Annotated in this window: 18 protein-coding genes, 1 tRNA gene and 1 riboswitch; of the genes, 8 read left to right on the top strand and 11 right to left on the bottom strand. The window is 60.7% G+C overall.

Annotated elements, in window-relative coordinates:
- Positions 1-3: 3 nt before the first annotated feature.
- Positions 4-870 (top strand): inositol monophosphatase, encoded by an 867-nt coding sequence (locus GC127_RS15475; RefSeq protein WP_151978916.1) that lies wholly within the window; start codon positions 4-6, stop codon positions 868-870.
- A gap of 92 nt (positions 871-962) precedes the next feature.
- Entirely contained in the window at positions 963-2,750 is a 1,788-nt protein-coding gene (locus GC127_RS15470; protein ID WP_008281938.1) for a LuxR C-terminal-related transcriptional regulator, read from the top strand.
- A gap of 231 nt (positions 2,751-2,981) precedes the next feature.
- Here the strand turns inward: GC127_RS15470 and gcvP are convergent, their stop codons facing one another.
- From gcvP to GC127_RS15450, 4 genes are all read right to left on the bottom strand, one after another.
- The gene (gene gcvP, locus GC127_RS15465) at positions 2,982-5,831 is read right to left on the bottom strand and encodes an aminomethyl-transferring glycine dehydrogenase (protein ID WP_151978915.1); all 2,850 of its coding nucleotides are present in this window, start codon (positions 5,829-5,831) and stop codon (positions 2,982-2,984) included.
- 122 nt (positions 5,832-5,953) lie between these two features.
- Positions 5,954-6,313, bottom strand: coding sequence for a glycine cleavage system protein GcvH (gene gcvH, locus GC127_RS15460; protein ID WP_008281921.1), 360 nt, complete (start codon positions 6,311-6,313; stop codon positions 5,954-5,956).
- A 20-nt stretch (positions 6,314-6,333) separates the two neighbouring features.
- On the bottom strand, positions 6,334-7,458 hold the full coding sequence (gcvT, locus tag GC127_RS15455; RefSeq protein ID WP_151978914.1) for a glycine cleavage system aminomethyltransferase GcvT: 1,125 nt from the start codon (positions 7,456-7,458) through the stop codon (positions 6,334-6,336).
- A 166-nt stretch (positions 7,459-7,624) separates the two neighbouring features.
- A riboswitch (glycine riboswitch) is annotated at positions 7,625-7,711 on the bottom strand.
- Positions 7,712-7,742: 31 nt separating this feature from the next.
- Entirely contained in the window at positions 7,743-8,195 is a 453-nt protein-coding gene (locus GC127_RS15450) for an Rrf2 family transcriptional regulator (RefSeq protein WP_008281919.1), read from the bottom strand.
- A gap of 89 nt (positions 8,196-8,284) precedes the next feature.
- Here GC127_RS15450 and GC127_RS15445 point away from each other — a divergent pair, with 89 nt between their 5' ends.
- A complete protein-coding gene (locus GC127_RS15445; RefSeq protein ID WP_254700244.1) occupies positions 8,285-8,857 on the top strand; it encodes a gamma-glutamylcyclotransferase family protein in 573 nt (190 codons plus the stop codon).
- A 13-nt stretch (positions 8,858-8,870) separates the two neighbouring features.
- Positions 8,871-10,133: a DUF2254 domain-containing protein gene (locus GC127_RS15440; protein ID WP_151978912.1), complete on the top strand. Its 1,263-nt coding sequence runs from the start codon at positions 8,871-8,873 to the stop codon at positions 10,131-10,133.
- Here the strand turns inward: GC127_RS15440 and gltX are convergent.
- Entirely contained in the window at positions 10,117-11,442 is a 1,326-nt protein-coding gene (gltX, locus tag GC127_RS15435) for a glutamate--tRNA ligase (RefSeq protein WP_151978911.1), read from the bottom strand. The genes GC127_RS15440 and gltX overlap by 17 nt on opposite strands.
- Positions 11,443-11,704: 262 nt before the next feature.
- Between gltX and GC127_RS15430 the strand changes: the two genes are divergently transcribed.
- Together GC127_RS15430 and GC127_RS15425 are read left to right on the top strand one after the other, a co-directional pair.
- Positions 11,705-12,625 (top strand): MBL fold metallo-hydrolase, encoded by a 921-nt coding sequence (locus tag GC127_RS15430; protein ID WP_151978910.1) that lies wholly within the window; start codon positions 11,705-11,707, stop codon positions 12,623-12,625.
- A gap of 54 nt (positions 12,626-12,679) precedes the next feature.
- On the top strand, positions 12,680-13,075 hold the full coding sequence (locus GC127_RS15425; RefSeq protein WP_081508281.1) for a metallopeptidase family protein: 396 nt from the start codon (positions 12,680-12,682) through the stop codon (positions 13,073-13,075).
- 226 nt (positions 13,076-13,301) lie between these two features.
- Here GC127_RS15425 and GC127_RS15420 read toward each other — a convergent pair.
- A tRNA-Leu gene (locus GC127_RS15420) sits at positions 13,302-13,388 on the bottom strand.
- Positions 13,389-13,488: 100 nt separating this feature from the next.
- The gene (locus tag GC127_RS15415; protein WP_151978909.1) at positions 13,489-14,832 is read right to left on the bottom strand and encodes a peptidoglycan-binding domain-containing protein; all 1,344 of its coding nucleotides are present in this window, start codon (positions 14,830-14,832) and stop codon (positions 13,489-13,491) included.
- An 81-nt stretch (positions 14,833-14,913) separates the two neighbouring features.
- Here GC127_RS15415 and lipB point away from each other — a divergent pair, with 81 nt between their 5' ends.
- Together lipB and GC127_RS15405 are read left to right on the top strand one after the other, a co-directional pair.
- Positions 14,914-15,597, top strand: a complete 684-nt coding sequence (gene lipB / locus GC127_RS15410) for a lipoyl(octanoyl) transferase LipB (protein ID WP_008281912.1) — start codon at positions 14,914-14,916, stop codon at positions 15,595-15,597.
- 96 nt (positions 15,598-15,693) lie between these two features.
- Positions 15,694-16,083 carry a cytochrome c family protein gene (locus GC127_RS15405; RefSeq protein ID WP_008281911.1) on the top strand — a complete coding sequence of 130 codons (390 nt, stop codon included), beginning with the start codon at positions 15,694-15,696 and terminating at the stop codon, positions 16,081-16,083.
- Positions 16,084-16,148: 65 nt separating this feature from the next.
- Here GC127_RS15405 and arsB read toward each other — a convergent pair whose 3' ends face one another.
- Genes arsB through GC127_RS15385 form a run of 4 tightly spaced genes read right to left on the bottom strand, consistent with a single transcriptional unit; the run spans position 16,149 to position 20,246 of the window.
- A complete protein-coding gene (gene arsB / locus GC127_RS15400; RefSeq protein ID WP_081508279.1) occupies positions 16,149-17,156 on the bottom strand; it encodes an ACR3 family arsenite efflux transporter in 1,008 nt (335 codons plus the stop codon).
- A complete protein-coding gene (gene arsJ, locus GC127_RS15395; protein ID WP_151978908.1) occupies positions 17,153-18,415 on the bottom strand; it encodes an organoarsenical effux MFS transporter ArsJ in 1,263 nt (420 codons plus the stop codon). Before arsJ ends, arsB begins: the two co-directional genes overlap by 4 nt.
- The gene (locus GC127_RS15390; protein WP_151978907.1) at positions 18,412-19,410 is read right to left on the bottom strand and encodes an ArsJ-associated glyceraldehyde-3-phosphate dehydrogenase; all 999 of its coding nucleotides are present in this window, start codon (positions 19,408-19,410) and stop codon (positions 18,412-18,414) included. Before GC127_RS15390 ends, arsJ begins: the two co-directional genes overlap by 4 nt.
- Positions 19,407-20,246, bottom strand: a complete 840-nt coding sequence (locus tag GC127_RS15385) for a helix-turn-helix domain-containing protein (RefSeq protein WP_151978906.1) — start codon at positions 20,244-20,246, stop codon at positions 19,407-19,409. Before GC127_RS15385 ends, GC127_RS15390 begins: the two co-directional genes overlap by 4 nt.
- Positions 20,247-20,365: the final 119 nt, after the last annotated feature.

The raw sequence follows: 20,365 nt of genomic DNA, 5'->3' as shown, positions 1-20,365 counted from the left end.
GACATGACCGATTCGCTGCCTATCCCGCTTTCTGCTCCGCTCACGCCAGCGCAACAGACCATGCTGGTCAATCTCGTGCGCCGCGCCGCACGGGCCGAAATCATGCCACGGTTTCGCACGGTGACACGGGCCGACGCCAGCACCAAATCCGGGCCGCATGATCTAGTGACCGAGGCCGATCATCAGGCCGAGGCGATGCTGGCGCGGGGGCTGCAACGGATGTTTCCCCATGCGCTGATCGTTGGCGAAGAGGCGGTGGCAGCCAAGCCGGCCCTGCGCGAGGATGTGTCCGATGCAGAACTGGCCTTTATCATCGACCCGGTGGACGGCACCTGGAACTTCGTGCACGGCCTGCCGCTCTTTGGTGTGATCATCGCCGTCACCCGCTTTGGCCGCCCGGTGCTGGGTCTGCTGTATGACCCTGTCTCGGATGACTGGGTTATCGCCGATGAGGCTACGCCTGCGAGAATGGCGACGGTTCAGGGTGCAGAGCGTCTTGTGCGCGTGTCAGGCGGCGGAGCTTTGGCAGAATTGCAAGGTTATATGCACTTCTCTCTTATGCCGAAGGACCGGCAAGAAAAGCTGGCCCCCCTGTTACCCGCGCTCGGACGGTGTAACGCCCTGCGCTGTTCTTGCCATGAATACCGTCTTTTGGCGCAAGGGGCCGTCGATTTCGTCATGTCAGAGGTTCTCAACCCCTGGGATCATGCGGCGGGCGTGCTCATCTGTCAGCAGGCCGGCGGCGTGGCGCGGATGCTGGATGGCCGCGATTACAATACTTCAATCACCCAGGGAACTCTCCTGAGTGCTGCAAATGAGGCAACTTGGCTCAGTTTAAAGGATCATTTCGCCTGTCTTTTGGAAAGCTGAAGCCAGAAAATCTTTTCATTTGCCTTTGATACGCCATTTCTGCATGACTTAATGGTGGCTTCGGCCAGTTTTAATCTCATCGGATTTCAGGCATGACATCGAACCGGCACACGGCGGATAAAGTCGACGTTGTCACCCTGTCCGACGCGGACCGGGCGGCGACCCTCGACCGTCTTTATGATGTCGCGCTCGATCCCGTGCGCTACGAGGCGCTTCTCGACCATTGGGAAAGCGCGATTGGGCCTCTTCGTGCGCAAGTCGATTTGGATGCGCCGCGTCTGTTGGACGAACCCCAGATTTCAGAACATTTTCGCCGCGCCACCGCATTTCTTGATCGCCTTGCGCCTGAAGACGCGGATCATGATGGGCTCGACGCCATGCTGGCCCCGTTTGACCGTGTACCTGCCCTCTTGCTGGATCGCTGCCGTCACATCCGAGCCGCAAATCCCGCCGCGCATCAGGCCATGGCCCTGCCTGAAAACGCGCGCCTGTTCGATCTGCCGATCCATGAGGCTGATATGGACGCGCTCGCGGGTGCCCTCGACATTCTTTTCGACAGCCGGGAAAAAGATACCGCCGTGCTTCGGGTGCGTTCGGTGCAGGCGGGTCATCTGATCGTATTCCGGTTGCAGCGCTGTGTTGCCCCCGATGGCGCGGTTCTGGTTCTCGCCGCCTCGAATGAAATAAGCATGCCCCCCGGGTTTTGTGAGATTTTGATCGAAGCCTTCGATCTGACCCAGACCGAGGCGGATATCCTGTGCCATTTGGTGGATTGTCGCGGCGTCAATGAGATTGCCGCCGAGCGCGGACGCTCGGTGGATACGATCCGGGCGCAAATCAAGTCGCTGCTCGCCAAGACTGAGACCCACTCACAATTAGAACTGGTGCGTCTCGCGCTCTCGATGATCGACATGACCGCAATGACCGTGCGCGCGGCACCGGGCCCACGCGTGGTCAGCCGCGGTTATGCAGCGCTTTCAGAGCGGGATTTCAAATCACTGGTCATGCCCGACGGGCGGCGCGTGGATTATCTCATCCTTGGGGCACCAAGGGGGCGGCCAGTGCTTTACCTCCCCTTGGATTTTGGGTTGGTCCGGTGGCCTGCTTCGGCCGAAGCCTGCGCCACGTTACGTGGCCTCAAAATCATCGTGCCGCTGCGCCCGGGATATGGCCTGTCGGATATGGTCGCGCAGGGGGCGGATTATGATGCGGCGCTCTACGATGACACCATGCGCGTCCTGCGCGCCGAAAAGGTGACGCGCTGTCCCATCCTTTGCCTGAGTGGCGATGCCTATTACGCGGTGAAGCTGGCCCGCTTGAATCCTTTGGCCTTCAGTGGGATCGTGGCCTGCTCTGGCATGTTGCCCCTTACCCGCCGCGAACAGTTCGAGCGTATGCACAAATGGCATCGCTTCATCATGGCTGGTGCAAAGTATACACCGCATCTCTTGCCCTTCATGGTCAAGGCGGGATTTCTGCTCGCGCGCAAGATCGGCAAGCGCAACTTTCTGCACGCGGTTTATGGCAATTCGATCGCCGATGTCGCGACGATCGAAGACCCGGAAGCGTTCGAGGCGCTTGCCACCGGGTCCGAAGTCGCCCTTTCCGACAACCATTCAGCGCATGCGGCGTTCTCGCGACAGCTTGTGTCTGGCCAACTCGATGATTGGAGCGCAGACGTCGAGGCTTTGCGTGGCGAGCTGCCGCTCGTGTTCATGAACGGCGCGCAAGACCCGCAGGTGCCGCTGGCCACATTCGAGGAATTTCGCCGGGATTACCCTTGGATCGAATTCCATCTGCTTGAGGATGCGGGGCAACTGGCGTTTTTCCGGCATTGGCGCCCGGTTCTGGATCGGCTCACATTACTGCTCGCCGATTAGTTGCTGGCCGATTAATCGCGGCCTTTACCCCATTTGGGGTATGACAGACTCAAGACACTCACATTAGCGTGAAGTTAAGTGATAAGGGCGGCTCGTGTGAGTGATGGCGCATCCGTTTCTGTCGCTTGTCCGCTTTCCTTTCTTAGGGGCGGATAATTTAAAAAGAGTAATTTTAGCAGGACAAAAGGCGGCCTTTACAGGCCGTCTTTTTCTTCTTGCTGCCAAAGGCGGTTATTCTGCGGCCTCGGCGTAGTCCTCCAGCGGTGGACAGGTGCAGATCAGATGTCGGTCACCATAAACATTGTCCACCCGGTTGACCGGCGGCCAATATTTATCCACCCGAAAGGCCCCCGGCGGGAAACAGCCCTGTTCGCGGCTATAGGGACGGTCCCAATCCTTGACGAGATCCTCCATCGTGTGCGGGGCGTTCTTGAGCGGGTTGTTTTCCGCATCAATCCGACCCTCCTCGATGTCGCGGATCTCTTCGCGGATGGCCAGCATCGCGTCGCAGAACCGATCCAACTCGGCCTTGGTTTCGGATTCAGTCGGTTCCACCATCAAGGTGCCCGCCACCGGCCAGCTCATCGTCGGCGCATGGAAACCACAGTCGATCAGCCGCTTGGCGATGTCATCCACGGTCACGCCCGCGCTCTCGGCAAAGGGGCGCACATCAAGAATGCACTCATGCGCCACCCGACCACCCCGGCCCTTGTAGAGCACCGGAAACGCCCCTTCGAGCCGCTTGGCGATGTAATTGGCGTTGAGGATCGCCACCCGCGTCGCCTGCGTCAGCCCGGCACCCCCCATCATCAGGCAATAGGCCCATGAAATCGGCAAGAGCGAGGGCGACCCAAAAGGTGCAGCACTGACCGGCCCCTGAGATCCGCCCGTTTCGGGATGCCCCGGCAGATGCGGCACTAGATGCGCCTTGACCCCAATTGGCCCCATGCCAGGCCCGCCACCGCCATGCGGAATGCAGAACGTCTTGTGCAGGTTAAGGTGGCTCACATCGCCCCCCAAATCACCGGGGCGCGAGAGACCGACCATGGCATTCATATTGGCCCCGTCGATATAGACTTGGCCGCCATGGGCGTGAGTGATCTCACAGACCTCGCGCACCGTTTCCTCGAACACACCATGGGTGGACGGATAGGTAATCATGCAGCCGGCAAGGTTATCCGCATGCTTTTCCGCCTTGGCCCGGAAATCCTCGACATCAATATCGCCATTCTCGGCGGATTTGACGACGACCACATCCCAGCCCACCATCTGCGCGCTCGCCGGATTGGTGCCATGCGCGCTGACCGGGATCAGACAGACGCGGCGATGCCCCTGCCCCTGCGCCCGGTGATAGGCGGCAATGGTCAAAAGCCCCGCATATTCCCCCTGCGCGCCAGAATTGGGCTGCATCGAAATCGCAGCATATCCGGTGATATCGCAGAGCTTGGCGCTCAGATCGTCGATCATCTCTTTGTAGCCCAGCGCCTGATCAGCGGGCACAAAGGGATGCAAAAGCGAAAACTCGCGCCAACTGACCGGCATCATCTCGGCTGCGGAATTCAGCTTCATCGTGCAGGACCCCAGCGGGATCATCGCCCGATCCAGCGCCAGATCACGATCCGCCAGCCGCCGCATATAGCGCATCATCTCCGTCTCGGCGCGGTTCATGTGGAAAATCGGATGGGTCAGATAGTCGCTCTCGCGCTGCAACCCATCGGGGATGCGGTATTCGGGTGTGAAATCGGCATCCTCCATGATGATGCCAAAGGCGCGCCAGACCGATTCAATCGTCGCGGTGCGGCTGCGCTCATCGAGCGTGATCCCGATCCGTGTCTCGCCCACGCGGCGCAGGTTGATCCCCTCGCGGACCGCCGATTGCAGCACGCCGCGCTGCAAAAGACCAACATCGACCGTGATCGTGTCAAAGAAATCGCCCGGTTCCACATGGAAGCCCGCCGCCTCCAGACCCTTGGCCAGACGCACCGTCTTGCGGTGGATGCGCTGTGCGATGGCGCGCAGCCCCTTGGGGCCGTGAAAAACGGCATACATCGACGCCATGACCGCCAAAAGCGCCTGCGCGGTGCAGACATTCGACGTGGCCTTTTCGCGGCGGATATGCTGCTCGCGGGTTTGCAGGCTCAGGCGATAGGCGCGGTTGCCATGGCTGTCGATCGACACACCCACGATCCGCCCCGGCATGGCGCGTTTATAGGCATCCTTGGTCGCCATATAGGCGGCATGCGGCCCACCATAGCCCACCGGCACGCCAAAGCGCTGCGTCGAGCCAACAGCGATATCCGCGCCCATGGCCCCCGGCTCTTTGAGCAGCGTCAGTGCCAGAGGATCGGCAATCACGATCCCAAGCGCGCCGCGCTCGTGCAGGGCTGCAATCTCGGGGGTGAAATCGCGCAGCGTCCCATAGGTGCCGGGATACTGGAAAATCGCGGCAAAGACCTTGTCCGCCTCCAGATCATCCGGGCTGCCCACGATCACCTCGATATCCAAGGGCGCGGCGCGGGTCTGGATCACGGCGATATTCTGCGGATGACAATTCTCATCGACGAAAAACGCCTTGGCCTTGGATTTGGCCACGCGCTGCGCCATGGTCATCGCCTCTGCTGCCGCCGTCGCCTCGTCCAGAAGCGAGGCATTGGCAATCTCGAGGCCCGTCAGATCGCTGACCATGGTCTGAAAGTTCAACAGCGCCTCAAGCCGCCCTTGGCTGATTTCCGGCTGATAGGGGGTATAGGCGGTATACCACGCGGGGTTTTCAAAGATGTTCCGCTGGATCGCGGGCGGCGTCACCGTGCCGTGATAGCCCTGCCCAATGAGCGAGGTCAGGACCTTGTTCTTGGACGCGGTCTGCCACATGTGGAACTGTAGTTCCTGCTCGGACTTCGGCTTGCCGAAATCGAGCGGCTTTTCCTGACGGATGGATTTCGGCACCGTCTCGTCAATCAGGGCCTCAAGAGACCCGACGCCCAGCACCTTGAACATCTCGGTCATTTCCTCGGGTGAGGGGCCAATATGGCGGCGATTTGCGAAATCATAGGGCAGATAATCGGTCGCATTGAACGACATGGGTTTGTCCTCATCAGATCGCGCAGGTGGCATCACGCCGACCCGCGGCTTCTTTTTGGCAAAAATACTCCCGCCGGAGGCCCAAAACTCTTTGGGGGCGTCCGCGCCTCCGGCGGGCGGATTCAGGCGATATGGGCCTGATAGGCGGCCTCATCCATGTAATCATCCATCTGGCTGGGATCGGCGGGCTTGATCTTGAAGAACCAGGCATCGCCCATCGGATCTTCGTTGACCTTGCCGGGATTGTCGATCAGCGCATCGTTGACCTCGACGATCTCGCCGTCAATCGGGGCAAGGATATCCGAAGCCGCCTTGACGCTCTCGATCACCACCACCTCGTCATCCTTGCTAACCTCGGTGCCCACTTCGGGCAGGTCGACAAAGACCACATCGCCAAGTTGCTCGCTGGCGTGTTCGGTAATGCCCACGACCACGACGTCATCCTCGACGCGCAGCCATTCATGTTCTTCGGTGAATTTCATCGCTTTCCGGCTCCTGTTGCTCAGCGTTTGAAAGTTGCGGGGGTAAAGGGCAGCTTGGCCACCCGGACAGGCATGCGCTTGCCGCGCACCTCACCGTATAGCTCTGTGCCCTCGGCGGCCAAGCCCTGCGGGACATAGCCCATCGACATTGGCGACTCTATGGTCGGACCAAAGGCACCGGAGGTGACATGGCCGACGGCCTCGCCACCCTCGGCGGCGGCGAAAAGCGGTGTGCCCTCGCGCATCGGCGCACGGCCTTCGGGGCGAAGGCCCACACGGGCGCGCGAGGCACCTTCGTGCAATTCTTTTAAAATACGGTCCTCTCCGGGAAATCCGCCCGCACGTGCGCCGCCTGCACGACGAACTTTCTGGATGGCCCAACTCAGGCTGGCCTCGACAGGGGTCGTGCCGGTGTCGATGTCATGGCCGTAAAGGCACAGACCCGCCTCAAGCCGCAGGCTGTCGCGCGCGCCCAATCCAATCGGTGCCACATCTTCGTGGGCCAGCAGGCACCGTGCCAATGACACGGCCTGATCCTCGATCACGGAAATCTCATAGCCATCCTCGCCCGTGTATCCCGAGCGTGAAATCCACAACTCGCCAAATTCCGACGCGAAAACGCCTACGTCCATAAAGCGCATCGCAGCGACATCTGGAACTATGGCGGCCAGCACCGTCTCTGCTGCCGGCCCTTGCAGAGCCAAAAGCGCGCGGTCGGTGATTTCCTCGACCTCGACCCCCATCAGCCCGGCGCGCATATGCGCTATATCCGCAGCCTTGCAGGCCGCGTTGACCACGACGAACATGTGATCGCCCCGGTTGGCCAGCATCAGATCATCCAGAATACCGCCCGCGTCATTTGTGAACATGCCATAGCGTTGCCGCATCACACCCAGACCCAAAAGGTCTACGGGCACCATCGCCTCCATCGCCTCGGCCACGGCGGCATACCCGCCCGGCGCGCGCAGGATCACCTGCCCCATATGGCTCACATCGAACAGGCCCGCTTTGGCGCGGCACTGCAGGTGTTCCTTCATCACGCCCATGGGATATTGCACCGGCATGTCATAGCCTGCGAAGGGCACCATCTTGGCCCCCAACTCGCGGTGCAACGCATTCAATGGCGTTATTTGCAGATCAGACATCCGCATCCTTCCCTTTTTCATGGGTCCGGATCAACTGTCGATCAGTCCGGCACCGCCTATGCGCAAGCCCATTACAAGCTGCGCCACGATGCCCCCTCTGTCCTTTTGCCTGAGATCGCTATCCCGTCGGCGGCCCGGTCAAAGCCAGGCTCTCTCCAGAGTTTCGAGGATCGGGCAGGTCCTTGCGCCTGAGAGTTTCCGGGGCGGTTGCTCCTTCGGCACTGGCTTGCGCCAGTTCTCCCTATCCGATCTAATGTGCACGCTAGTATACAGCAGCCCTCATTTCAAGCCTGTTTGAGACAGGGAACCGTTGAAAAAATCGCGAAGAGCGCGTCGTTGTTACAGACGAGGGCATCAAGGGTCACCTCATCCAAATGCGCGTAAAAGGCCTCGACCGCATCGACAAGCGCCACCCGCAAGCGGCAGGCCTTGGTCAAAGGACAGGTGTTGTCCACATCGGCAAAGCATTCTGCGACGGGCGTGTGCTGCTCCAACTGGCGAAACACGTCACCGACAGTGATTTGAGACATGGGACGCCCCAGACGTACCCCGCCGGTGCGCCCACGTTGGGTATAGAGAAAGCCCAGCTGCGACAGACGATTTATCACCTGCGCCAGATGGCTTTCAGAAATGTTGCAGCGCTCGGCAATCTCGGCCTTGGTGACGAGACGGTCGCTGTTGGCAGCACAAAACATCAAGAGCCGGATGGCAATATTGGTGCGTTTGGTAATCCGCATAACAGTCATTCCCCTCATTGAGTGGATCAAGTCTTGCGGTGAAACAGCCGCGCGGCCATGATCCAGATCAAGACAGGGGCAAAACAGTGATTGGGAATTCATATTTCTTTGGCTACGGCAGCCTTGTGAACCGCGCCAGCCACAGTTTTGAGGCGGCCATACCTGCGCAATTGACCGGCTGGCGGCGGATCTGGAGACACACCACTCTGCGACCGGTGGCCTATCTGACGGTGGTGCCAGACCCGGAGGCAGAGATTGACGGGCTGATTGCCCCGGTCCCCGATGCCGATTGGCCTGCACTTGACGCGCGTGAGGCGGCCTATATCCGCGCACCCGCCGCGCATCAGGTCCGCCACCCCCTGCCCCATGCCCCCGAGATCGCCGTCTATACCATTCCCGACGGGCTGCATGCGGCCCCGAGCCACGCGCATCCGATCCTGCTCAGTTATCTCGATGTCGTGGTGCAGGGCTATTTCCGCGAATTCGGCGTGGCGGGCGTGCAGCGTTTCTTTGATACGACGCAGGGCTGGGATGCCCCCCTGCTTGATGATCGCAGCGCGCCCAGATATCCCCGCCACCAACCCCTCACGGCAGTCGAGCGGGCGCTGACTGACCAGCATCTTGAACGGCTTGGCGTGTCGATCCTCGCCAGAGACAGGTAACCAAGGCGCGCGCGTGAAAATCCACATCCTCTCAACCACAGCCCTCTCGCTCCTGCGTCTCAGCCGCAAGCTTTGGTTGCGCGTGACGCTGTTTGCCCTTCTGGCGATCCTGGCCTCGGGCGCAGCAATCTTGCTTGAGGACCAGATCCCGAACAGTCTCAAAGCGCGCTTTACGCCAGATGCCGTCATGCCGATCCTGACGATCCTTGCTTCGGGGATGCTTGCGGTCAGTACATTCTCGCTCAATGTCATGGTCACGGCGCATAACGCCGCTGCCGGTCAAACCACGCCGCGTGTGCATGCGATCCTGCTGGCGGATACGACCACGCATACGGTTCTGGCGACTTTCATAGGCGCCTTTGTCTATGCGCTAAGTGCGATCATCCTCTTTCAAGCGGGGTTTTATCCCGAAGGGGCCAGCGTGCTCGTGTTGGTCTTTACCGTGGCGGTTGTTGTGTTGGTGGTGGTGGCGCTTTTGCGCTGGATTCACCATCTCAGCGATTTGGGCAGCATGGATGCCACTTTGTTTGCGGTCGAACAGGCGGCACGCGACAGCCTCATTCGCGACCGCAGCCTCCCCTCCCTTGGGGCGCAGCGCCTGTCCGAAGATACAGTTTTACCGGATGAGGCCCGCCCGTTGACGGCACCCCAAACAGGGTATCTGCAACTTATCGACATGCACGCCATCAGCGAGAAGCTGGGTACGGATCAAACCCGTGTCTATTTCTATGTCCGGCCCGGTGCCTATCTGGTTCGGGGCCAGACCATCGGCCATGCGAGCGGGCTGGCCGAGGATGAGCGGCGCGCCATCTGCCAGAACCTGGCCATCGCCGCCACTCGCAGCTTTGAGCAGGATGCAAGCTATGGGTTGTTGGTGCTCTCGGAAACGGCCTCGCGCGCGCTGTCGCCGGGGATCAACGATCCGGGCACCGCAATTGCCGTTCTTTGCCGACAGGAAAAGCTCTTGCTCGACTGGGCCTATGCCACGCATGCCGAGGATAGCCCGCGCTTTCCCCGTCTCTTCCTGCCAGAGACATCGCGCGTGGCGATGATCGACACGGCCTTTGCCAGCGTCGCCCGTGACGGCGCGGGACAGATCGAAGTGGCGTTGCGCCTGCAACAGGTTTTGGCGCGGCTCGCGTCTGTACCGGATGCCACTCTTGCCCAAGCGGCGCGGGAGATGTCGCAACATGCCCGCGAATATGCTGAAACGGCCCTTACCGTTGAGCGCGACAAGACCCGATTGCGCGCGGCGGTGCTTAGCCCCTCGCCCTGATCACCTGCAAGAGCGGCAGCACCTGCGCCATTTCCGGCCCATGCGCTTGACCCGTCAGCGCCTTGCGCAGCGGCATGAAGAGGCCCTTGCCCTTGCGGCCCGTGGCCTCCTTGACGGCACTCGTCCACGTGCCCCAGGTCCCGGCATCATGCGGCCCCTCAGGCAAAAGCGCCATCGCCTGCGCCACAAACTCCCGGTCCTCGTCCTCGATCACCGGGTCCGCGCCGTCCCGGAACAGCGCCCACCACCCGTCAAGATCCTTGAGCGTGGTGATATTTTCGCGCGCGACCTCCCAGAATTGCGCGGCCAATGACGCAGGCACGCCAATGTCTGCGATCTTGCTTGCGACCGCCGAAAACGGCAGCGCGGCCAGATGCCGCGCAGTCAGCGGAAATAGGTCATTCTCGTCGAACTTGGTCGGTGCCGAGCCAAAGCGCTCGATATCAAAGCCCTCGATCAACTCGGCCATCTCTGTGCGCAGCTCCACCGGATCAGCCGACCCTAACCGCGCCATCAGGCTCAAAAGCGCCATCGGTTCGACGCCCTGCGCACGCAGGTCCCGCAACGACAGCGCGCCCAGACGTTTCGACAGCGCCTCACCCTGCGGCCCTGTCAAAAGCGAGTGATGCGCGAATTGCGGCGGGTTGGCCCCCAAGGCCTCGATGATCTGAATTTGGGTGGCGGTATTGGTTACGTGATCCGAGCCGCGCACGATATGCGTGACGCCCATTTCGACATCATCCACAACAGAGGCCAACGTATAAAGAATCTGACCATCACCACGAATAAGCACCGGATCACTGACCGAGGCAGCATCGATTGAAATATCGCCAAGGATACCGTCGTGCCATTCAATCCGTTCTTGGATCAGTTTGAACCGCCAGACACCATTGCCCCGCTCGGCGCGCAGCTTGTCTTTATCCGCCTCACTCAGCGCCAGTGCAGCACGGTCATAGACCGGCGGGCGGCCCATGTTGAGCTGCTTCTTGCGCTTGAGATCGAGTTCAGTCGGCGTCTCGAACGCCTCATAAAAGCGCTCCATGCTGCGCAGCTTGTCCGCCGCTTCGGCGTAGCGATCCAGCCGCAGCGATTGCCGCTCGATCCGGTCCCAATGCAGGCCCAGCCACTCCAAATCCTGCTTGAGCGCGTCGACATAGGCCTCTTTCGAGCGCTCGGCATCGGTATCGTCAATCCGCAGGATAAACGTGCCCCCCGCGCGCCGGGCAATGAGATAGTTCATCAGCGCGGTGCGCAGATTGCCGACATGGATATAGCCGGTGGGCGACGGGGCAAAGCGGGTGGTGATCATGGGCGTCTCCTGACTCTGCCGCGGGCTTTGTCACAGGTGCGCGCGTTTGTCCAGATTGCGGCCCCTCGCCATGGGCGGGTGAGGCGGGCGGCTTTGCGATTTTCAAAGGGGTGCACAGGCGCGGCGGCTATCCGCAGTCGCCCGCGCAGGGCATAAAGCCTTTCGTTGCGGGCCAAACCACTCTCAATTTTCCGTGAGCACGATGCGCACTATATAGAAGCGCGCTACCCTGACGCGAGCATCAACAAACCAGGAGGAAACCATGTCCAGACCCACGCTGACCCGTCGCGCAATCCTCGGCTCTGCCGCCGCTCTGCCCCTTGCGGCGATGACCACGCCTGCCCGCGCGGCAGCCCCAATGCTTGGGGCATCCACCACGCGGTATAACCGGGTGACACTGGGCGACTTCGAGGTGACGACCTTGCTTGTTGCGACCACGGCGCGACCGGACCCACAGACGATCTTTGGCCTCAATGTCAGCGCCGAAGAATTCGCAGCCGTTTCAGCAGCCAACAATATTCCAACGGATCAGGCGCAGTTTTTCTTTACGCCCACGGTAATCAACACCGGCGCGGAACTTGTGCTTTTTGATACCGGCCTCAACCCGGATGCCATCACCAGTGCGCTTGCCGCCGCGGGATACACGCCCGATCAGGTTGATGTCGTCGTTCTCACCCATATGCACGGCGACCATATCGGCGGTCTGATGGGCGAGAGCGGGGCGACGTTTCCCAATGCCCGCTACGTGACCGCGAGCGCCGAATACGACCATTGGGCCGCTGCCGGAAACGAAGGATTTGACAGCAAGATGCGTCCCTTGGCGGAAAAGACCGAAATGATCGGTGACGGGGCAAGCGTTGCCTCTGGCATTACCGCCATGTCTGCCGCAGGGCACACGCCCGGCCATACCGCCTACATGATCGAGAGCGGCGGCAAATCGCTGGTTATCGCCGCCGATTTCGCGAACCACTATGTCTGGTCGCTCGGGTATCCCGACTGGGAGGTGACATTCGACATGGACAAAGCGCAGGCCGCCGCAACCCGACGCAAGGTTTTGGGCATGTTGGCCGCCGATAAGGTGCCGTTCATCGGCTATCATATGCCCTTCCCTGCCGTGGGCTATGTCGAGACGCGCGGCGACGGGTTCCAGTATGTGCCCGCCAGCTATCAGTTGATGCTCTGATCCGGCACGCGGGGGCGGATTTACATTTCCGCCCCCGCGCCCCATATGCCGGGAATGACCACGCCCGACCCCGATCTTGCAAGCTTTGAGGACATGGCCCGCGCTGCGTTTGCCGCGCTTCCCCCGGCCTTTTCCCCTGCGGCGCAGAGCGTGGTGTTGATCGTCGAAGACTGGCCATCCGCAACACTGCTTCACGAGATGGGGATCGACGATCCGCTTGATCTGACTGGTCTCTACGAGGGCATCCCCCTCACCGAGAAATCGCATTTCGATCAACCTCTTGGCCCTGATACGATCTGGATTTTCCGCGAGCCTATCCTTGAGGAATGGCGCGACAGGGGCGATATTGATCTGGCCGATCTGGTCACGCATGTGGTGGTGCATGAGCTTGCCCATCACTTCGGCTGGTCGGATGAGGATATCGCGCGCATTGACCGCTGGTGGGAGTGACCGGGTTCAAAGTGACCACTGCGCAGAAAGCAGCCTCTGCACAGCCTATCCTGCAGCGCCCTGCCCTCGCGCCCCTGCTCAAAGCGGTGCCGACCCCAAGAAACCCATGCCGTGCAGTCTGGTTTTGAGGGACGCAAAACCAACTCAGATCACCGCCAAAATTGGCGTGAAAAATTTGCCCGTTCTGGAAATTCTCTTGATCAACACTCCACCCTCTGGGGTGAAATGGTGCGGTCGAGAGGACTCGAACCTCCACGGGAGTTACCCCACAGCGACCTCAACGCTGCGCGTCTACCAATTCCGCCACGACCGCACGTGATCAGGTAGGTTCGGGCCGTATATGCAAACTCATCCGGCTTGTGAAGGGGCAAAACACATCGCCCCTTCGGTTTTTCAAACGCAGGTCTTGATATCTATTCAAGCTTGAACGTCGGCAGGGTTGCCACCGGCTGCACGGCCTCGGCGGTGCCTGTCTGCGCGCTCTGAGTATGGAACGCCGCCTTGCGCAAAAGTGCAGTGCGCCCGGTGTTTCCGGGGGCAAAAACGGGCTCTACCCCGCGCTCTACGGCCTCAACGGCGGTTTGGTACCACGCAAGCGCAAGATCAGGGCGGCGGGTCGTACCAAAGCCTTCGTTCAGGTGATGGCCCATCAACTCGCCATAGGGCTCTTCGCCCAAGGCTGTCAGCAACAGGCCCGATCCCAGCGCCACGTTCATGTTATCGATTCGATAACCAACCGAGAGGCATATTTTGGCGGTTCCCGCCAATTGCGCCGGGGATTGCCCGGATTGCAGAACAAAACTGCGGACTTGCTGAACGACCTCATCACGCGGATTGAGCGAGAGCGCCGCCACATGATCCCGCATCGCAGGCTCAAAGGCGCGGCACTGTTCTTCAAGTTGCGCCGCCGTGACGCCCTTTAGAGAGGCCGCCATCGTCTCGCCTTCGGCAATCGCATAGGTGCGCGCAAGGCAAAACTGTTCGTTGAGCGCGATGCGCCCATCGTTGAGCGATGCCTCGGTGACAAAACCACCGTTGGAATTGGTGATAAGGCTAACCTGATTGCAATGCGACGCAAGAGACGGCCCCTCTCCGCCAGAGGCCATCAGATTTGGCAGCGCGGCAAATCCCACGGCGGCAGGTGCAGTCTCGGCAGTTGGAGCGGAAACCTGCGCGGATTGCGGAATGGCCGCCATTACCGGCGACGGCGCCGTTGGGGCCTGCACGGGTGCTGCCGCATATGTTGGCACACCTACCGCCTCGTCTCGATAGGCCAGCAGCAGGCCGCGCGTGCCCTGACCACGTTGCGCGATCAACTGCGCTGTGGCCGCCCCGCTGCTTTGTGCCCGGTAGTACGAGCTAATAAGAAACTGCCGCTCATAATCCGCAAGATAGCCGGTTGGCGGATATCCCATATGCGCCTGAAACTGCGCGGCGGCGTCCCGCGTGTTGCGGCCACGCACACCGTCGGGGGTGCCGGCGGGAAAGCCGAAGTAATTGAGCGCCGATTGTTCCTCTCGCACTTGCTGGCGTTGCACCGAGTTCACTGGTGCGGGTGCCTGATACACCCGTCGTGTTGTCGTTGTCGTCTGTTGCTTGCGTTCCCGCGCCTTCGCGCTTTCATTGACGATGATGCCGCTGACTGCGCCACCAACAAGGCCACCAACAAGCCCATCCTTGAAATCCGCCTGTGCCACGCCGACCGGCAACGCGACCGAAGCCGCCAAAGCCATCATCAGAATTCGTTTTGAAAACATCGTTCATCTCCCCTAAGCAGGTGCAAAACTTAATAAGACAACCTACCACAAGTTTCCCTCATACGTGAACAGAGTCAAACCTTGCGCCTCAAAACCCCCTTCGCCATCGACCAATCCGGCGTGGAATGGCATATCTCGACCGATCTTGTCCCCTATCCCGAGGCGGTAGCGGCAATGGAGGAGCGCGTAGCGCGAATCGCCGAAGGCAGCGCCGCCGAGGCAATCTGGCTGTTGGAGCACCCGCCGCTTTACACCGCTGGCACCTCGGCCAAACCGGCGGATTTGACCGATCCTGACCGTTTCCCGGTATATGAGGCGAAACGCGGTGGGCAGTACACCTATCATGGTCCCGGTCAGCGTGTCGTCTACATCATGCTGGATGTGGGCAAGCGCGGGCGCGATGTGCGGTGCTTTGTGCGCCAGCTGGAAAAGTGGGTGATTGCAACACTCGCCGAATTCAACGTCACCGGCGAAATCCGCGCAGGTCGCGTTGGTGTTTGGGTAACGCGCCCCGATAAACCACTGACCGCAACGGGCCAACAAGCCGAGGATAAGGTCGCCGCCATTGGCATACGCCTGCGCAAATGGATCAGCTTTCACGGCATCTCGATCAATGTAGAGCCGGATTTGGAGCACTTCTCGGGCATCGTGCCCTGCGGCATTTCAGAGCATGGGGTGACCAGCCTCGTGGATCTTGGCCTACCTGTCAGCATGGATGACCTTGATGTCGCCCTGCGCCGATGCTTTTCAAAGGCATTTGACTGAGGCAAACCGCCGCCTGCACCAAAGTTGGAGGTTGCAAGCCGGGGCAGTCGGGCTATGGTTACATCCGGAATGCAACCAACCCTAATGAGGTAGCTCATGAAGACCCTTCTCGCCGCGTCTGCCACTCTTGTGGCTCTTTCCTTTCCCGCTTTTGCCGCAGGCGACGCCGCCAAAGGCGAAAAAGAATTCAACAAATGCAAAGCCTGCCACATGATCGCCTCGGAGAGCGAGACCATCGTGAAGGGTGGCAAGACCGGCCCGAACCTTTATGGCGTGATCGGCCGTACAGCAGGCAGCGTAGAAGGTTTTAGCTATTCCGATGGTCTGGCCGCAAAAGGCGCTGAAGGTTTGGTATGGGACGAAGCGGAATTGGCCGCATACGTGGCTGACCCCAATGAATATCTTGGTAGCCGCTCGAAGATGACCTTCAAGCTGGCCAAAGGTGCCGAGGACGTGGCGGCCTATCTCGCGACCTTCTCGCAGTAAGCGATCCAAAAGCCGCAAGGCAGATAGCCCCGTGCAAAACAGCGCGGGGCTTTTTCATGCGCAGTTCAGGCAAACCGCGCGCGCGTTTTGTTGGCCAGTGCCACCAGCGACAACATCACCGGCACCTCGACCAACACGCCCACCACCGTCGCCAATGCCGCGCCCGAGTTTAGGCCAAAGAGCGAAATCGCCACGGCGACCGCGAGTTCAAAGAAATTCGACGTGCCGATCAGCGCACAGGGGGCTGCGATCCGGTGTGGCACCTTGAGCAGCCATGCCGCCGCATAGGCCAGCGCAAAGATGCCATAGCTTTGCAGGATGATGGGCACCGCAATCAACCCGATCACCATGGGCCGCTCGACAATGACCCGGCCTTGAAGGCCAAAAAGGATCATCACCGTCGCGATCAGCCCAAGGATCGACCAGGGTTTCACCCGCGCCTGGAACGCCGCAATCCGCACCTCTGACCCCAGCCTGCGCCGCGTGAGCAACCCCGCCACCAGCGGCAGCGCCACAAAGAGCAGCACCGACAAAACCAGCGTTTCCCACGGCACGACGATATCCGTGACGCCCAACAGAAACGCCACAAGCGGCGCAAAGGCAAAGACCATGACCACATCGTTGACCGAGACCTGCAACAGCGTATAGCTCTCGTCGCCCTTGGTCAGCTGCGACCAGACAAAGACCATCGCCGTGCAGGGGGCCGCCCCCAAAAGGATCAGCCCGGCGATATATTGCTGCGCATCGGCGGGGGCGATCAGATCGGCAAAGACACCTTCAAAGAACAGCACCGCCAAAGCCGCCATGCTAAAGGGCTTGATCAGCCAGTTCACCACCAGTGTGATTGCCAGCCCCTTGGGTTGGCGCGCCACTTGCCCAAGGCTTGACGGGTCGACACCGATCATCATCGGATAGACCATGGCCCAGATCAGCGCCGCCACGATCAGATTGACCCGCGCCACCTCTGCCGCCGCAATCGCCGCGATAAGGCCCGGCGCGATCAGGCCTAGGATCACGCCCGCCGCCATTGCCAATCCAACCCAGACAGTCAGATAGCGCTCAAACCCGCTCATGCCTCTGCCCTTTCCTGTGGGGTCAACTTTCCGGCGGCCAGCGCCGACAACGCGACCATCGCTGTGGCAATGCCCAGCATCAAGGGTAACCCCCCCAATTGATAGGTCAGCCCCGAGAGCAGCGTGCCCAAGAGCCGCCCGCCGGCATTGGCCATGTAATAGAACCCTACATCCATTGTCACCCGTTCGGCACGGGTAAAGGCAAGGATGAGATAGGAATGCAGTGCCGAATTCACTGCAAAAACAGCGCCGAAGACCAGCAAGCCCGCCACAAGTGCACCTGTGAGCCAAGCCTGCGCCCCCCCCGCCAGCAGCGCCAGTGCGGTCAAAACCGCAGGCACCAGACAGAGCGCAGTGGCCCAGCCCCGCGCCGCCGAGATCAAGGCCGCTTCTGGCCGTGTCTTGGCGCGCAGAATTTTGGGGGCCGAGGCCTGCACCGCGCCATAAAGGATGATCCAGCCTGCCATGAACGTGCCGATAAGGAAAAAGGCTGCGCGATTGCCAGCCTCGGACCCATCCGACAAGACGCCATAGAAATAGATCGGGATGCCCACCACAAACCACACATCACGCGCGCCAAAAAGAAACACGCGCGCCGCGCTCAGCCAGTTCACATTGGCGGATTTCGAGAAGACTTCCGAGAATTTCGCGCCCTTGCGCCCGCGTGGCAGGCCCGGCGGCATGGCCCAGGCCACGGCCACAAGGATTGCGGCCAACACGCCCGCCATGGCCCAGACCGCGCCCACGAACCCAATCCCCGCCAAAAGCGCAGCCCCCAAGAGAAAGCCAAGGCCCTTGACCGCATTCTTGGACCCGGTGAGCACCGCCACCCAGCGAAAAAGCCCGCCCTCCTCGGAAGGGGCCAGCAACTTGACGGCGGATTTCGACGACATCTTGGCCAGATCCTTGGCCACGCCAGAGACCCCTTGAACGCCCATCACGAAAGCCACCGAGAGCGCGATGCTCCATGTCGGATCAAGTTGCGCCAGCGCAATCAACGCCACCACTTGTAGGCTTAGCCCGGCATAAAGCGTGGCCGTCAGCCCAAACCGAGCGGCAATCCAGCCCGCCGACAGGTTCGTCACCATGCCTGCGACTTCGTAAAGAACAAAGAGATAAGCCAGTTGCACCGGGCTGAAGCCCAGCGTGTGAAAATGCAAAAGCACCAGCATCCGAAGCGCGCCGTCGCTGAGCATGAAGGCCCAATAGGCGGCTGTGACGGCGATATAAGCGCTCAATCCCTCAGGTCTTGCGGTCACAGGCTGTCCCCGACCATGCAGGCCACATCGACCAACCGATGCGCATAGCCCATCTCGTTGTCATACCAGACATAGACCTTCACCTGCGTGCCATTGACCACCATCGTAGAGGGGGCATCAACGATACCAGAGCGGGTGTCATTGGTGTAATCCGCGCTGACAAGCGGGCGGGTTTCATAACCCAGAATACCCGCAAGCGGGCCCTCAGAGGCTGCCTGAAACAACGCGTTGACCTCCTCCACCGTGGTCTCACGCATCATTTCAAACACACAATCGGTGATCGACGCATTCAGCAGCGGCACGCGCACGGCGTGGCCGTTCAAACGCCCCTTGAGTTCAGGGTAGATCAGGGTGATCGCCGTGGCGCTGCCCGTGGTCGTCGGGATCAGAGAGTTGAGCGCAGAGCGCGCGCGGCGCAGGTCCTTGGCGGGGCGATCCACGATGGTCTGTGTATTGGTCACGTCATGGATCGTGGTGATCGACCCATGCTTGATGCCGATGCTCTCGTGCAGCACCTTGACCACCGGAGCAAGGCAATTGGTGGTGCAGCTTGCCGCCGTCACGATGCGGTGGCGAGCGGGCTCATAAACCGGATGGTTGACGCCGTAAACGATATTGGCGGCATCGCCATCCTTGACCGGGGCCGAGACCACGACCTTTTTGATACCTGCGTCAAAATAGGGGGCAAGTTTGGTCTCGGTCTTGTAGACGCCGGTGCAGTCGATCACCACGTCAACGCCCGCCAAGGGCAGGTTGCTCAGGTCTCGCGCGCCGATAAACGGCAGGCGCAGGCCGTCGATGATCACCGCGCCCTCGTCATGGTCAAAACTGGCGTCCCAACGCCCATGCACCGTGTCGAATTCCAGCAGGTGGGCGTGCATAGCGGCATCGCCCACCGCGTCATTGATCCAGGCGATCTTGGCCCCCCGCGCGATCAGCGGCTTGAGGATCAGCTTGCCGATCCGGCCCAGACCGTTGATAGCATAGACGGTCATGTGCCCTGCCCCACATCCCGCCGCGCGATGTCATCGACCGCGGCTTGCAGGCTGACGCGATCCAAGGTCGAAATCGGCAACGCCGCAAAGGCCGTGATCCGGTTGCGGAGCGCGCCGTAAGCCTGTTGAAAAGCAAGGCTTTTCTGTGCCTCCGTGCCTTCGACCTTGACCGGATCGGGCATGCCCCAATGGGCGCTGACCGACTGGCCTTCCCATGCCGGGCATTCCTCATTTGCGGCCGTGTCACAGACGGTAAAGACAAAGTCGAGCGCGGGGGCATCGGGACCGGTGAACTCTGACACATTCTTCGCGCGCAGCGGCGTCACGTCATGACCCTTGGCGCGCAAGACCTCCAGAGCGAAGGGATTAAGCTCGGAATAGGGGCGCGTGCCGGCGGAAAAAACAGTAAAGCGGTCGCCCGCCAGATCGCGCAGGATGGTTTCGGCAAAGATCGAGCGGGCGGAATTGCCAACGCAGATGAAAAGCACGGAGTATGTGCGATGGGCCATATCGGGGCCTCCTTTGAGGGTGGGAAAGGGGGCGCAGATGTCAGGTCGCCCGCGACAGCAATCGTTGAACAGGTAATCAAAGGTGCGTCGCACCTCTGTCATGTCGATGGAATATCTGAGCGAGGTGCCCGCCCGTTCTTGGCGCACCAACCCCGCCTGCATCAGCGCCGCAAGATAGGCAGAGAGGGTCGAGGGTTTGAGGTGCAGAATCTCGGCCAATTCACCCGCCGGGATACGGTCTGGGTAGCGGCGCATGAGCAGCCGAAAGATCGCCAGCCGCTGCGGGTGACCAAGGGTTGCGAGGCGGGTTGGAGCCAATGTTTCCATATTTCTGGAATATAAGAAATATAGAGAATATCAAGTGAAGGTTTTGTGACGAGGGCCGGGACGGGCGGGCACCCCGTAGGGTGCGCATTCATTGCACATCGTGGGACAGGCGGCTGGGG

The organism is Roseovarius sp. EC-HK134, assembly GCF_902498815.1.
Lineage (GTDB): Bacteria > Pseudomonadota > Alphaproteobacteria > Rhodobacterales > Rhodobacteraceae > Roseovarius > Roseovarius mucosus_A.
This window is presented reverse-complemented; position numbering and strand designations above follow the sequence as displayed.

Excerpts from the sequence above, each read along its gene's own strand:
- gcvH (WP_008281921.1), bottom strand. The coding sequence starts at position 6,313 with ATGAAATTCACCGAAGAACATGAATGGCTGCGCGTCGAGGATGACGTC.
- gcvT (WP_151978914.1), bottom strand. The coding sequence starts at position 7,458 with ATGTCTGATCTGCAAATAACGCCATTGAATGCGTTGCACCGCGAGTTG.
- GC127_RS15425 (WP_081508281.1), top strand. The coding sequence starts at position 12,680 with ATGACCACGCCCGACCCCGATCTTGCAAGCTTTGAGGACATGGCCCGC.
- GC127_RS15390 (WP_151978907.1), bottom strand. The coding sequence starts at position 19,410 with ATGACCGTCTATGCTATCAACGGTCTGGGCCGGATCGGCAAGCTGATC.
- gcvP (WP_151978915.1), bottom strand. The coding sequence starts at position 5,831 with ATGTCGTTCAATGCGACCGATTATCTGCCCTATGATTTCGCAAATCGC.
- GC127_RS15385 (WP_151978906.1), bottom strand. The coding sequence starts at position 20,246 with ATGGAAACATTGGCTCCAACCCGCCTCGCAACCCTTGGTCACCCGCAG.
- gltX (WP_151978911.1), bottom strand. The coding sequence starts at position 11,442 with ATGATCACCACCCGCTTTGCCCCGTCGCCCACCGGCTATATCCATGTC.
- GC127_RS15470 (WP_008281938.1), top strand. The coding sequence starts at position 963 with ATGACATCGAACCGGCACACGGCGGATAAAGTCGACGTTGTCACCCTG.
- GC127_RS15430 (WP_151978910.1), top strand. The coding sequence starts at position 11,705 with ATGTCCAGACCCACGCTGACCCGTCGCGCAATCCTCGGCTCTGCCGCC.
- GC127_RS15405 (WP_008281911.1), top strand. The coding sequence starts at position 15,694 with ATGAAGACCCTTCTCGCCGCGTCTGCCACTCTTGTGGCTCTTTCCTTT.
- GC127_RS15450 (WP_008281919.1), bottom strand. The coding sequence starts at position 8,195 with ATGCGGATTACCAAACGCACCAATATTGCCATCCGGCTCTTGATGTTT.
- GC127_RS15475 (WP_151978916.1), top strand. The coding sequence starts at position 4 with ATGACCGATTCGCTGCCTATCCCGCTTTCTGCTCCGCTCACGCCAGCG.
- arsB (WP_081508279.1), bottom strand. The coding sequence starts at position 17,156 with ATGAGCGGGTTTGAGCGCTATCTGACTGTCTGGGTTGGATTGGCAATG.
- GC127_RS15415 (WP_151978909.1), bottom strand. The coding sequence starts at position 14,832 with ATGTTTTCAAAACGAATTCTGATGATGGCTTTGGCGGCTTCGGTCGCG.